This window comes from Escherichia sp. E4742, assembly GCF_005843885.1.
GTDB lineage: Bacteria > Pseudomonadota > Gammaproteobacteria > Enterobacterales > Enterobacteriaceae > Escherichia.
In genome coordinates this window covers 5,108,550-5,120,753 of sequence record NZ_CP040443.1, presented here as the reverse complement: position 1 = coordinate 5,120,753, position 12,204 = coordinate 5,108,550, and the positions used below count along the sequence as shown (strand labels likewise).

Genomic DNA, 12,204 nt, shown 5'->3' with positions numbered 1-12,204 from the left:
AATTTTCCGTCTGTTAGGGTAATGATGAAAGTTGAAAATAATAATATTTCTGGGCACCACAATGACCCGGAACAAATTGATTTAATTGATTTACTGATGCAACTGTGGCGCGGGAAGATGACCATTATCGCCACAGTCATTGTGGCTATCGTGTTGGCTATTGGATACCTGGCAGTAGCGAAAGAGCAATGGACATCAACAGCCATTGTCACTCAACCTGATGTGGGGCAAATTGCCGGCTATAACAACGCCATGAATGTAATTTATGGCCAGGCTGCGCCAAAAGTAGCTGATTTACAGGAGGCGTTGATTGGGCGCTTCAGTTCTGCTTTCTCTGCATTAGCGGAAACGCTGGATAATCAGGAAGAACGCGAAAAACTGACTATCGAGCCTGCTGTTAAAAACCAGCCGTTACCGTTAGCTGTTTCTTATGTCGGGCACACTGCGGCGGATGCACAGAAAAAGCTGGCTGAATACATTCAACAAGTTGATGACCGAGTGAATGAAGAGCTGGAGAAAGACCTGAAGGATAATATCGCTTTGGGTATGAAAACCTTGCAGGACTCCCTGAAAACTCAGGAAGTGGTGGCTCAAGAGCAAAAAACTCTGCGTATCCGCCAGATTCAGGAAGCGTTGCAGTATGCGAATCAGGCGCAGGTAACAAAGCCGCAGATTCAGCAGACTGGTGAAAATATTACTCAGGACACGTTGCTTTTGTTAGGTAGCGAAGCACTGGAGTCGATGATAAAGCATGAAGCGACCCGTCCGCTGGTTTTCTCGCCTGGTTACTATCAGACTCGTCAAAACCTGCTGGATATCGAAAGTCTGAAGGTTGATGATCTTGATATTCATGCCTACCGTTACGTTATGAAACCCACACTGCCAATTCGTCGCGATAGCCCGAAGAAAGCAATTACCTTGATTCTGGCTGTGCTGTTGGGCGGTATGGTTGGCGCGGGGATTGTGCTGGGGCGTAATGCGCTGCGTAATTACAACGCGAAATAATCTTTTCAGCTTTAAATAAAAAGGGCAGGGTGGTGACACCTTGCCCGTTTTTTTTTGCCGGATGCGACAGCTACATCACATCCGGTCAGCCCGCAACTCACTGATGCCGTTTACGTAGGTTCTCAATTACCGTCGTTAAGTCCAGCGCCTGATCCTGCAACAGCACCAGCAGGTGATACATCAAGTCAGACGCCTCGTTGGTCAGTTCAAAGCGGTCATGTACCGTCGCGGCCAGTGCGGTTTCCACGCCTTCTTCACCCACTTTCTGCGCAATGCGCTTGGTGCCGCTGGCATACAGTTTGGCAGTGTAGGAGGTTTCCGGATCGGCAGATTTACGTTCGGCGAGCAGTTGTTCCAGTTGATACAGGAACAGCCACTGGTGAGCGGTGTCGCCAAAGCAGCTGCTGGTGCCTTTGTGGCAGGTCGGGCCGATGGGATTCGCCAGTACCAGTAGCGTGTCGTTGTCGCAGTCCGGGGCAATACTCACCACATTGAGGAAATTTCCCGACGTTTCGCCTTTTGTCCACAGTCGCTGTTTAGTACGCGAGAAGAAGGTGACTTTGCCGCTTTCGATGGTTTTGTCCAGAGCTTCCGGGTTCATGTAGCCCAGCATTAACACTTCGACTTCGCCGGATACCGCGTGTTGTACAATCACTGGCATCATCCCGTCGGTTTTTTCCCAGTCCAGTTTGCGACGTTGTTGTTCTGTTAACATATCCTGATCTCCACGCCCTGTGTTGCCAGGTACGCTTTTAATTCACCAATATTGATTATTTGTTTGTGGAATACGGAAGCCGCCAGCGCGCCATCGACGTCGGCATCGCGGAAGGCTTCGAGGAAGTGTTCCATAGTGCCTGCGCCACCGGAGGCAATCAGCGGTACGTGGCAGACTTCACGTACTTTTTTCAGTTGCTCAAGATCGTAACCGTTACGCACGCCGTCCTGATTCATCATATTAAGAACGATTTCTCCGGCACCGCGTTTTTGCACTTCCTCTACCCAGTCGAGCGTTTCCCACTGAGTGACGCGGGTGCGGCTTTCATCGCCGGTATATTGATTCACATGATATTTGCCGGTTTCGGCGTCGTACCAGGTATCTATGCCCACCACAATACACTGCACGCCAAAACGATCTGCCAGACGGGTAATCAATGTCGGATCTGCCAGCGCAGGGGAGTTTATGGAGATTTTATCCGCGCCAAAGGAAAGAATTTTGGCAGCGTCATCCAGTGACTTAATCCCGCCAGCTACGCAGAAGGGAATGTCGATCACTTCCGCCACGCGAGATACCCAGCTTTTATCTACCACACGCCCATCGCTGGAAGCGGTGATATCGTAGAACACCAGTTCGTCAGCGCCTTCTTCGGCGTAGCGTTTTGCCAGCGGCACAATATCGCCAATGATTTCATGGTTGCGAAACTGTACGCCTTTCACCACCTGACCATCACGAACGTCGAGACACGGAATTATGCGTTTTGCCAGCATGCGATAGCCTCCTTCACGGTGAATTTACCTTCCAGCAATGCACGACCAACTATTACGCCGCGTACGCCAGTGCCACGCAGGGCAGCGACATCATCAATGTCGCCAATGCCGCCAGAGGACTGAAATGCCACTTGCGGATATCTGGCGCACACTTCTTCATATAAAGAGACGTTAGAACCTGCCAGCGTGCCGTCGCGCGAGATATCGGTACACAGCACATGTTTCAGGCCTGTGGGTAGATAGGTTTCCACCAGTTGTTCCAGCGAAACGCCCGAGTTCTCTTGCCAGCCGCTGACCGCCACCTGCTTGTTGCCTTGCTCGTCAATACGGACATCCAGCGCCAGCACTAAGGCATCGGCACCGAAGCGTTCAAACCAACCTTTCACCATTTCTGTGATTTCATTCACCGCGGTGGAGCCTACCACCACGCGCGCAACGCCTGCTTCCAGTAACGCCGCTACGTCTTCTTCGCTACGCACGCCGCCGCCAACCTGCACCGGAACGTTAACGCCCGCCACCAGGGTTTTAATCAGCGGGATTTGACGTTTTGCCGGATCTTTTGCCCCGGTCAGATCCACCAGGTGTAATACTTCGGCACCTTGTGCCGCGTAATCCTGTAAGCGCGGCAGTGGGTCGTTGCCGTAATCGCGCTGTTTGCCGTAATCGCCCTGATGGAGACGCACCACGGTGCCGTCGATTAAATCTAATGCCGGTATAATCATCACATCTCCAGGAAGTTTTTCAGCAACTTAGCGCCAGCGGCACCAGAACGTTCCGGGTGGAACTGAACGCCGTAGAAGTTATCTTTTTGCACCGCAGCGGTGAATGGTTCGCCGTAATTACACTGGGCGATGGTCCACGGATTTACTGGCATCGCGTAGCTGTGAACAAAGTAAAAGTACGCGCCGTCTTCAATTCCCTGAAACAGACGGTTGCCCGCCTGCGGGTATACGCGGTTCCAGCCCATATGCGGGAGCGGCAGGCCAAAGTCGGTCATTTTCGGCACGTCTTCGTCGATGATACCCAACAAATCGACGCCATTGCTCTCTTCACTGCGTCGTCCCAGCAGTTGCATCCCTAAGCAGATGCCCAGCACCGGTTGGGTACAGGCTTTGATGAGATCAAACAGCTCGCGCTCACGCACCTGATCCATCGCTGCTTGTGCGGTGCCGACGCCAGGCAAAAACAGTTTATCGGCCAACAACACTACGTCAGGGTCACGGCTGACTTTTGGTTCATAACCGTGACGCGCAATGGCAGATTTCACCGAGTTCAGGTTGGCGCAGCCGGTATCAAGGATCACCACGTTCATTACAGCACTCCTTTCGACGAGGGCAGGGTGTCGCCTTCCACGTGAATGGCCTGGCGCAGGGTGCGACCAAAGGCTTTGAACAGGCTCTCTACACGGTGGTGATCGTTTTTACCTTTAGTTTTCAGGTGCAGCGTCACGCCCATGGTGTAAGAGAGCGAACGGAAGAAGTGCTCGATCATTTCGGTGCTGAGATCGCCCACGCGCTGGTAGGTAAACTCGGCTTTATATTCCAGGTGCGGGCGACCAGAGATATCCAGCGCGCAGCGCGCAAGGCATTCGTCCATCGGCAGCACAAAACCAAAGCGGCAAATACCGCGTTTGTCACCGAGAGCAATTTTTAATGCTTCCCCCAGCGCCAGGCCGGTATCTTCGACGGTGTGGTGATCGTCGATATAGAGGTCTCCTTTGACGTTGATTTCCATGCGGAAACCGCCGTGGGTGGCGATCTGATCCAGCATGTGATCAAAGAATCCCACGCCGGTGTTAATCTTGCTGCCGCCTTCGCGATCCAGCCACACCTGAACGTCAATTTGCGTCTCTTTGGTGTTGCGCACTACATGGGCGTAACGGTCTCGTTTAGTGAGCTGCTCGCCAATCATCGGCCAGTTAAGGGTTTCGCGGTCGTAGCGTAAACCATTAATGCCCATGTTTTCAGCCAGTTGAATATCGGTCGCGCGATCGCCAATTACATAACTGTTGGCACGATCCATCGCTTGCTCAGCGAGATAATGTTCCACTAGTTTTACTTTCGGCTTACGGCAGTCGCATTCATCGGCGGGCAGGTGTGGGCAAATCAGCACTTCATCAAACTGCACGCCTTGCGAGGTGAAGATCTGCATCATCAGGTTGTGCGGGCCATCAAAATCCGCCTGCGGGAAACTTTGTGTTCCCAGACCATCCTGATTAGTGATCATCACCAGCTTATAGCCCGCTTTTTGCAGCTTCAGCAGCTCCGGGATCACGCCCGGTTCAAAGGCGAGTTTGTCAAAACGGTCCACCTGAAAATCACTCGGCGGTTCGCTAATCAGGGTTCCATCGCGATCGATAAAAAGATACTTCTGACTCATCAAACTTGCTCCGCACGTAAGGCGTCAATGACGCGCTGGCTTTCTTCACGGGTTCCGACGGTAATTCGCAGGCAGCCGCTTAAAGAGGGTTGTTTATTCTGATCACGTAAGATAATGCCCTGATCCCACAAAGATTTAAACACTGCGCTGGAGGCTTTAAAGCGCGCCAGAATGTAGTTGGTTTCGGAGTCGAAAACCTGCTCCACACAGGGGATCTCTTTCAGTGCGGCAATCAGGTATTCACGTTCAGCAATAATTTGCGCCACTCGTTCGCGCATGGCGACGATTCCCTGCGGGCTTAACGCCTGTGCCGCAATGTCGGCAACTGGCGTCGAGAGCGGGTAGGGGGCGATCACTTTCATCAGCAGGTTGATGACCTCTTCGTTTGCCAGCGTAAATCCGCAACGAAGCCCCGCCAACGCGAAGGCTTTCGACAGTGTGCGCAAAATAGCCAGGTGCGGATATTCCGCCAGCCAGCCAGCCAGCGATGCCTGCGGGCAAAACTCGATATAGGCTTCATCGGCAACCACAATGGCTTTACCGCGCGTTAACTCCAGCAGGGTGCGAAAATCTTGCGGATTGATCAGTTGCCCGGTCGGGTTGTTGGGGCTGCAAACATAAACCACTTTTACGCCGTCCAGCTTGTCGGAAATACCCTGCAAGTCCAGTTGCCAGTTGTCCAGCGTCGGCACTGTACGGCACTCGACACCAATGGTTTCGGCGCTGACGCTGTACATGCCGTACGTTGGCGGGCAGTAGAGGATGGCGTCTTTGCCCGGTTCGCAAAAAGCGCGGATCAGCAGTTCAATACCTTCGTCCGCGCCACGGCTGACCAGCACCTGCTCCGGTTTTACGCCTGCATATTGCGCGTAATTTTCAATCACCGCTTTCGGCTGGCATTCCGGGTAGCGGTTGAGCGTTTGCTGGGTAAGCTGAAACTCGACGGCTGTGGGATATTCGTTGGCGTTCAGCCAGACATCGCCGTTACCGCCCAGACGACGCGCCGACTGATACGGCGTCAGGTTGCGGACGTTTTCACGCGCTAAATCGGTAATAGTCACGGTGCTCATGCTTGCTCCTTCAGGGCGTTAACACGCAAAGTAACGGCATTTTTGTGGGCGGTCAGGCGCTCGGCAGCAGCCAGTGTTTCAATGGTTGCTGCCAGGGCGGAAAACCCTTCTTTTGACAGTTCCTGCACGGTCATGCGCTTCTGGAAATCCGCCAGCCCGAGGCTGGAACATGTGGCGGTGTAACCGTAAGTCGGCAGAACGTGGTTGGTGCCGGAGGCGTAATCACCTGCCGATTCCGGTGACCAGTCACCAAGAAATACCGAACCGGCGCTGGTGATGCCATCGACCAGATCGCGGGCGTTGCGGGTCTGAATGATCAGGTGCTCCGGGCCGTACTGGTTGGAGATCTCTACGCACTGCGCTAAATCGTTGGTCACGATCAGGCGGCTGGCGCTCAGTGCCTGGCGGGCGGTTTCAGCTCTCGGCAGTTCTGCCAGCTGGCGTTCGACGGCTTCGGCAACTTGACGCGCCATATCAGCATCGGGCGTCAGTAAAATCACCTGTGAGTCCGGGCCGTGTTCTGCCTGGGAGAGCAAATCAGAGGCGACAAAATCCGGCGTTGCGCCGCTGTCGGCAATGACCAACACTTCCGACGGGCCTGCGGGCATATCGATCGCCGCACCATCCAGACGCTGGCTTACCTGGCGTTTTGCCTCGGTGACAAAGGCGTTGCCAGGCCCGAAGATTTTGTCCACTTTCTGCACAGATTCAGTACCAAACGCCAGTGCGGCAATGGCCTGTGCGCCGCCGACGTTAAACACATCCTGCACGCCGCACAGCTGCGCCGCGTAAAGGATCTCATCGGCAATCGGCGGCGGTGAGCACAACACCACTTTATTACAGCCAGCAATACGCGCCGGAGTCGCCAGCATTAATACCGTTGAGAAGAGCGGGGCGGAGCCGCCAGGAATATATAAACCCACCGAAGCCACCGGACGCGTTACCTGCTGGCAACGTACGCCTGGCTGAGTTTCGACATCTACCGGCGGCAGTTTTTGCGCAGTGTGGAAGGTTTCAATATTCTTTACTGCCACCGCCATCGCCTGTTTTAGGTCATCGCTCAGGCGTTCGCAGGCGTCGGCGATTTCCTCAGCAGACACCTTCAGCGCGGTAACCGTGGTTTTATCAAACTTCGCGCTGTATTCCCGCAGGGCGTCATCGCCGCGTGCTTTCACGTTATCGAGAATATCGTTAACAGTGCGGGTAATGCTTTCAGAAGCGGAGATCGCCGGGCGCATTAACAGCTGGCGTTGTTGCTCCGCAGTACAGCTATTCCAGTCAATGATTGTGTTAAAGCTCATGGCGATCACTCCATCATCTTCTCAATCGGCAGGACCAGGATTGAACTGGCACCCAGCGCTTTCAGTTTTTCCATGGTTTCCCAGAACAGGGTTTCGCTACTGACCATGTGCATCGCTACGCGCTGTTGATCCCCCGCCAGCGGCAGAATAGTTGGGCGTTCGGCGCCTGGCAGCAGGGCGATGACTTCATCCAGACGTTCGGTCGGTGCGTGCATCATGATGTATTTTGATTCGCGCGCCTGGATAACGCCCTGAATACGGGTCAGCAGTTTGTCGATCAGTTGCTGTTTGGATTCTTCCATTTCGCCATCGCGCTGGATCAGGCAGGCTTTCGAGCGGTAGATAACTTCCACTTCGCGCAGGCCGTTGGCTTCCAGCGTGGCGCCAGTGGAAACCAGATCGCAAATCGCATCCGCCAGTCCGGCACGCGGGGCGACTTCGACAGAACCGTTCAGTAAGCAGGATTTAAAAGAGATGCCTTTCTGGTCGAGATAACGCTTGAGCAGGTGAGGATAAGAGGTGGCGATACGTTTACCGTTTAAAGAGAGCGGGCCGTCCCAGGCTTCATCAACCGGCGTTGCCAGCGAAAGGCGGCAGCCGCCGAAATCCAGACGACGCAGGGTAAAGTAGCGTGGATCTTCACCCTGGGCGCGGCGGTTAAGCAACTCTTCTTCCAGCACGTTTTCGCCGATAATCCCAAGGTCTACCACGCCGTCCATTACCAGACCGGGAATGTCGTCGTCACGCACGCGCAGAATATCAATCGGCATGTTTTCAGCCATTGCGATCAGGCGCTGAGTGTGAAGATTAATTTTTATGCCACAGCGCGCCAGCAATTCGCGTGAGTCATCACTTAAACGTCCTGATTTCTGCATAGCTATGCGTAAACGAGTGTTGTCTGTCATTTTCTTTTTCCTCTTTATACCTGTCTGAATCGTTATCAACCGCGCAATAAAAAAGCCCCCGGAAGGTGATCTTCCGGGGGCTTTCTCATGCGTTCATGCACCACTGGAAGATCTGAATGTCTTCCAGCACACATCGCCTGAAAGACTAGTCAGGGTGATGGTGATGATGGTGGTGTTTAAATTGAACGCGTGTCATAAAAGTCTCTGTGAATGTTTATTCAACTGATGTCTTTTAACCTAAACCACTTTCACGTTAGAAAGCAAGGGCTTTTTTATATATTTTATGGCGATGGATTTGTTTAATGAATGAGCGGGGAAAGGAGGGGGCCAGGACTGAGTACGTTAAAAAAAGTAATGTGAAAATATGTCTTTAAAACCCTCAAGAACATTGTGTTCTGTAACTAAAGTGGGCTTTGTTCCTGCCGGATGCGGTGTGAATGCCTTATCTGGTCTACAAATGTTGCCTAAATTCAATATATTGATGTTTTTGTAGGACTGATAAGCGGAGCGCATCAGGCAATTGTATATTTGCTAACAGTTTCGATTTCATTCATAGAATGAATTGTCAGTTTTGATACGCTGGCGTAGCCTTATAGATCTAAGGTGTATCAGGAGAAAACGGATGAAAAAGGTCGCAATTGTCGGGTTAGGGTGGTTAGGCATGCCGCTGGCGATGTCACTTTCAGCGCGAGGCTGGCAAGTCACCGGGAGTAAAACTACACAAGATGGCGTAGAAGCGGCCCAAATGAGTGGGATTGATAGCTATCTGCTTCGCATGGAGCCCGATTTAGTTTGCGATTCTGACGATTTGGATGCCCTGATGGATGCCGATGCGCTGGTGATTACGCTTCCGGCACGCCGCAGCGGCCCCGGCGATGAGTTCTATTTACAAGCAGTACAGGAGCTGGTGGATAGCGCGCTGGCTCATCGTATTCCCCGCATTATTTTTACCAGCTCAACGTCTGTCTATGGCGACGCACAAGGCACGGTGAAAGAAAACACTCCGCGTAATCCGCTGACCCATAGTGGACGAGTGTTAAAAGAGCTGGAAGACTGGCTGCACAATTTACCCGGTACTTCGGTTGATATTTTGCGTCTTGCTGGTCTGGTCGGGCCTGGGCGTCATCCCGGACGCTTCTTTGCCGGAAAAACCGCGCCTGATGGTGAACATGGTGTGAATTTAGTTCACCTGGAAGATGTTATTGGCGCTATCACTCTGTTGTTACAGGCACCTAAAGGCGGACACATCTATAATATATGTGCGCCAGCTCACCCTGCGCGCAATGTTTTCTATCCGCAGATGGCCCGTTTACTGGGGCTGGAACCTCCGCAGTTCAGAAATAGTCTGGACAGCGGCAAAGGTAAAATTATTGATGGGAGTCGGATCTGTAATGAACTGGGATTTGAATACCAGTATCCCGATCCGCTGGTAATGCCGCTGGAGTAAACCATCACGCCAGCAGGACGCCGCATACACTGCAAGGGGGCGTGTATGAAACCACTGCTGGATGTGTTGATGATCCTCGATGCCTTAGAAAAAGAGGGCAGTTTTGCGGCGGCGTCGGCCAAACTCTATAAGACGCCGTCCGCTCTGAGTTACACCGTTCACAAGCTGGAAAGCGACCTTAATATTCAATTGCTTGATCGTAGCGGTCACCGCGCTAAATTCACCCGCACCGGAAAAATGTTATTAGAGAAAGGGCGGGAAGTTCTCCACACTGTCCATGAGCTGGAAAAACAAGCGATCAAACTCCATGAAGGCTGGGAAAATGAACTGGTGATTGGTGTTGATGATACCTTTCCCTTTTCACTGCTTGCGCCACTTATTGAAGCCTTTTATCAACATCACAACGTCACGCGTCTGAAGTTTGTCAATGGCGTTCTGGGCGGTTCCTGGGATGCCCTGACTCAGGGGCGAGCGGATATTATTGTTGGCGCGATGCATGAGCCACCCTCTTCCAGCGAATATGGTTTCTCTCGGTTGGGCGATCTGGAGCAAGTTTTCGCGATTGCACCTCATCATCCGTTAGCTCTGGAAGAGGAACCGTTAAATCGCCGAATCATTAAACGCTATCGGGCGATTATCGTGGGTGATACCGCGCAGGCTGGCGCATCTACGGCATCACAACTTCTCGACGAACAAGAGGCCATTACCGTATTTGATTTTAAAACCAAACTGGAATTACAAATCAGCGGTCTTGGTTGCGGTTATTTACCACGCTATCTGGCGCAACGCTTTCTCGATAGTGGCGCGTTAATTGAGAAGAAAGTGGTTGCGCAATCCCTCTTTGAACCCGTATGGATTGGATGGAATGAACAAACCGCAGGGCTTGCCAGTGCGTGGTGGCGGGATGAGATTTTAGCAAATAGTGCTATTGCTGGTGTTTATGCAAAATATGATGACGGAAAATCAGCCATTTAAATAAAAAATTATATGACAAGCCTCTCATTCTCTTGTCATTTACCCCCCATTTAGGCACAATGCGCCGCTGTCAAAAAATGACTAAAAACCGACGTTTCATCCACGTCGGTTATTTTTTGCTTCAAACCAATCATTCATACCAAGAGGCCGGGCTTCGTACCGGATAGATATTTACTAAAAATCGACAGTTGTTGTCGCTGAGGAATCCAAAAAAATGGGGCAATTTTTTGCTTACGCGACGGTTATCACCGTAAAGGAGAATGACCATGTCGCATAACGTTACTCCAAACACCTCTCGCGTGGAATTGCGTAAAACGCTTACGTTAGTTCCGGTTGTAATGATGGGTCTTGCCTATATGCAGCCGATGACGCTGTTTGATACTTTTGGTATCGTTTCAGGCCTCACGGATGGTCATGTGCCGACAGCCTATGCGTTCGCATTGATTGCGATCCTGTTTACGGCTCTGAGCTACGGGAAGCTGGTTCGCCGCTATCCTTCTGCTGGCTCTGCATACACTTACGCCCAGAAATCCATTAGCCCGACGGTTGGCTTTATGGTGGGTTGGTCTTCTCTGCTCGACTATCTGTTCGCGCCGATGATCAACATTCTGCTGGCGAAAATCTATTTTGAAGCTCTGGTGCCTTCCATTCCATCGTGGATGTTTGTGGTGGCGCTGGTGGCCTTTATGACCGCCTTTAACCTGCGTAGTCTGAAATCCGTAGCGAACTTCAACACCGTAATCGTGGTGTTGCAGGTAGTGCTGATCGCGGTGATTCTGGGCATGGTTGTGTATGGCGTATTTGAAGGTGAAGGCGCTGGTACGCTGGCGAGCACGCGTCCGTTCTGGTCCGGTGATGCACATGTCATCCCGATGATTACCGGTGCGACGATTCTGTGCTTCTCCTTTACCGGCTTTGACGGCATCAGCAACTTGTCGGAAGAAACCAAAGATGCAGAGCGCGTGATCCCGCGTGCGATTTTCCTGACCGCGCTGATTGGCGGCATGATCTTCATCTTTGCAACTTACTTCCTGCAACTGTACTTCCCGGATATCTCTCGCTTTAAAGATCCGGATGCGTCACAGCCTGAAATCATGCTGTACGTTGCGGGCAAAGCGTTCCAGGTTGGCGCGCTGATCTTCTCCACCATTACCGTACTGGCGTCCGGTATGGCGGCGCACGCAGGCGTAGCGCGTCTGATGTACGTAATGGGTCGTGACGGCGTGTTCCCGAAAAGCTTCTTCGGTTATGTACACCCGAAATGGCGTACTCCGGCGATGAACATTATCCTGGTTGGCGCGATTGCTCTGCTGGCAATCAACTTTGACCTGGTAATGGCAACGGCGCTGATTAACTTTGGTGCGCTGGTGGCGTTCACCTTCGTTAACCTGTCGGTTATCTCGCAGTTCTGGATCCGTGAGAAGCGTAACAAGACGCTGAAAGATCACTTCCAGTATCTGTTCCTGCCGATGTGTGGTGCGCTGACTGTAGGTGCGCTGTGGGTTAACCTGGAAGAAAGCTCGATGGTTCTGGGTCTGATCTGGGCAGCTATCGGTCTGATTTACCTGGCTTGCGTGACTAAGAGCTTCCGCAACCCGGTTCCGCAGTACGAAGACGTTGCATAATCTTACAAGCCG

General features: G+C 52.3%; 14 protein-coding genes and 1 other annotated feature. Of the genes, 5 read left to right on the top strand and 9 right to left on the bottom strand.

All coding sequences use genetic code 11. The features are described 5' to 3' along the window. The first annotated feature begins 24 nt into the window (after nt 1-24). Nucleotides 25-1,005, top strand: a complete 981-nt coding sequence (wzzB, locus tag FEM44_RS25075; protein ID WP_135522195.1) for an LPS O-antigen chain length determinant protein WzzB — start codon at nt 25-27, stop codon at nt 1,003-1,005. Nucleotides 1,006-1,102: 97 nt separating this feature from the next. Here the strand turns inward: wzzB and hisIE are convergent, their stop codons facing one another. The 9 genes from hisIE to hisL all read right to left on the bottom strand — a co-directional run bounded on the left by hisIE (nt 1,103) and on the right by hisL (nt 8,341). Further along, the gene (gene hisIE / locus FEM44_RS25070) at nt 1,103-1,720 is read right to left on the bottom strand and encodes a bifunctional phosphoribosyl-AMP cyclohydrolase/phosphoribosyl-ATP diphosphatase HisIE (protein WP_138159235.1); all 618 of its coding nucleotides are present in this window, start codon (nt 1,718-1,720) and stop codon (nt 1,103-1,105) included. Beyond that, complete coding sequence (hisF, locus tag FEM44_RS25065; RefSeq protein WP_042093324.1) at nt 1,714-2,490, bottom strand: imidazole glycerol phosphate synthase subunit HisF; 777 nt, start codon at nt 2,488-2,490, stop codon at nt 1,714-1,716. The genes hisIE and hisF overlap by 7 nt, the downstream gene beginning before the upstream one ends. Further along, nucleotides 2,472-3,212, bottom strand: a complete 741-nt coding sequence (gene hisA / locus FEM44_RS25060) for a 1-(5-phosphoribosyl)-5-[(5-phosphoribosylamino)methylideneamino]imidazole-4-carboxamide isomerase (protein WP_138159233.1) — start codon at nt 3,210-3,212, stop codon at nt 2,472-2,474. The genes hisF and hisA overlap by 19 nt, the downstream gene beginning before the upstream one ends. Then, nucleotides 3,212-3,802 carry an imidazole glycerol phosphate synthase subunit HisH gene (hisH, locus tag FEM44_RS25055; protein WP_001103560.1) on the bottom strand — a complete coding sequence of 197 codons (591 nt, stop codon included), beginning with the start codon at nt 3,800-3,802 and terminating at the stop codon, nt 3,212-3,214. Before hisH ends, hisA begins: the two co-directional genes overlap by 1 nt. Beyond that, entirely contained in the window at nt 3,802-4,869 is a 1,068-nt protein-coding gene (gene hisB, locus FEM44_RS25050) for a bifunctional histidinol-phosphatase/imidazoleglycerol-phosphate dehydratase HisB (protein ID WP_135522042.1), read from the bottom strand. The genes hisH and hisB overlap by 1 nt, the downstream gene beginning before the upstream one ends. Then, nucleotides 4,869-5,939, bottom strand: a complete 1,071-nt coding sequence (gene hisC, locus FEM44_RS25045; protein WP_000108941.1) for a histidinol-phosphate transaminase — start codon at nt 5,937-5,939, stop codon at nt 4,869-4,871. Before hisC ends, hisB begins: the two co-directional genes overlap by 1 nt. Then, nucleotides 5,936-7,240, bottom strand: a complete 1,305-nt coding sequence (gene hisD / locus FEM44_RS25040; RefSeq protein WP_135522044.1) for a histidinol dehydrogenase — start codon at nt 7,238-7,240, stop codon at nt 5,936-5,938. Before hisD ends, hisC begins: the two co-directional genes overlap by 4 nt. Nucleotides 7,241-7,245: 5 nt before the next feature. Beyond that, nucleotides 7,246-8,145, bottom strand: coding sequence for an ATP phosphoribosyltransferase (gene hisG / locus FEM44_RS25035; RefSeq protein ID WP_000131782.1), 900 nt, complete (start codon nt 8,143-8,145; stop codon nt 7,246-7,248). Between the two features lie 46 nt (nt 8,146-8,191). After that, nucleotides 8,192-8,315 (bottom strand) — a sequence feature (His leader region). Next, complete coding sequence (gene hisL, locus FEM44_RS25030; RefSeq protein ID WP_001364200.1) at nt 8,291-8,341, bottom strand: his operon leader peptide; 51 nt, start codon at nt 8,339-8,341, stop codon at nt 8,291-8,293. It overlaps the preceding feature by 25 nt. A 426-nt stretch (nt 8,342-8,767) precedes the next feature. Between hisL and FEM44_RS25025 the strand changes: the two genes are divergently transcribed. The 4 genes from FEM44_RS25025 to plaP all read left to right on the top strand — a co-directional run bounded on the left by FEM44_RS25025 (nt 8,768) and on the right by plaP (nt 12,192). Then, nucleotides 8,768-9,592, top strand: coding sequence for an SDR family oxidoreductase (locus tag FEM44_RS25025; RefSeq protein WP_130216375.1), 825 nt, complete (start codon nt 8,768-8,770; stop codon nt 9,590-9,592). Nucleotides 9,593-9,637: 45 nt separating this feature from the next. Further along, on the top strand, nt 9,638-10,567 hold the full coding sequence (locus FEM44_RS25020; RefSeq protein ID WP_130222301.1) for a LysR substrate-binding domain-containing protein: 930 nt from the start codon (nt 9,638-9,640) through the stop codon (nt 10,565-10,567). A gap of 214 nt (nt 10,568-10,781) precedes the next feature. After that, entirely contained in the window at nt 10,782-10,844 is a 63-nt protein-coding gene (gene yoeI, locus FEM44_RS25015) for a membrane protein YoeI (RefSeq protein WP_010723108.1), read from the top strand. Then, nucleotides 10,834-12,192, top strand: coding sequence for a putrescine/proton symporter PlaP (plaP, locus tag FEM44_RS25010; protein WP_000019197.1), 1,359 nt, complete (start codon nt 10,834-10,836; stop codon nt 12,190-12,192). The genes yoeI and plaP overlap by 11 nt, the downstream gene beginning before the upstream one ends. Nucleotides 12,193-12,204: the final 12 nt, after the last annotated feature.

What these genes read in the sequence shown, in the direction of transcription:
- FEM44_RS25020 (WP_130222301.1), top strand. Translation starts at nt 9,638, where the DNA reads ATGAAACCACTGCTGGATGTGTTGATGATCCTCGATGCCTTAGAAAAA.
- hisB (WP_135522042.1), bottom strand. Translation starts at nt 4,869, where the DNA reads ATGAGTCAGAAGTATCTTTTTATCGATCGCGATGGAACCCTGATTAGC.
- hisD (WP_135522044.1), bottom strand. Translation starts at nt 7,240, where the DNA reads ATGAGCTTTAACACAATCATTGACTGGAATAGCTGTACTGCGGAGCAA.
- hisF (WP_042093324.1), bottom strand. Translation starts at nt 2,490, where the DNA reads ATGCTGGCAAAACGCATAATTCCGTGTCTCGACGTTCGTGATGGTCAG.
- FEM44_RS25025 (WP_130216375.1), top strand. Translation starts at nt 8,768, where the DNA reads ATGAAAAAGGTCGCAATTGTCGGGTTAGGGTGGTTAGGCATGCCGCTG.
- hisA (WP_138159233.1), bottom strand. Translation starts at nt 3,212, where the DNA reads ATGATTATACCGGCATTAGATTTAATCGACGGCACCGTGGTGCGTCTC.
- hisIE (WP_138159235.1), bottom strand. Translation starts at nt 1,720, where the DNA reads ATGTTAACAGAACAACAACGTCGCAAACTGGACTGGGAAAAAACCGAC.
- wzzB (WP_135522195.1), top strand. Translation starts at nt 25, where the DNA reads ATGAAAGTTGAAAATAATAATATTTCTGGGCACCACAATGACCCGGAA.
- hisG (WP_000131782.1), bottom strand. Translation starts at nt 8,145, where the DNA reads ATGACAGACAACACTCGTTTACGCATAGCTATGCAGAAATCAGGACGT.
- hisH (WP_001103560.1), bottom strand. Translation starts at nt 3,802, where the DNA reads ATGAACGTGGTGATCCTTGATACCGGCTGCGCCAACCTGAACTCGGTG.
- hisC (WP_000108941.1), bottom strand. Translation starts at nt 5,939, where the DNA reads ATGAGCACCGTGACTATTACCGATTTAGCGCGTGAAAACGTCCGCAAC.
- plaP (WP_000019197.1), top strand. Translation starts at nt 10,834, where the DNA reads ATGTCGCATAACGTTACTCCAAACACCTCTCGCGTGGAATTGCGTAAA.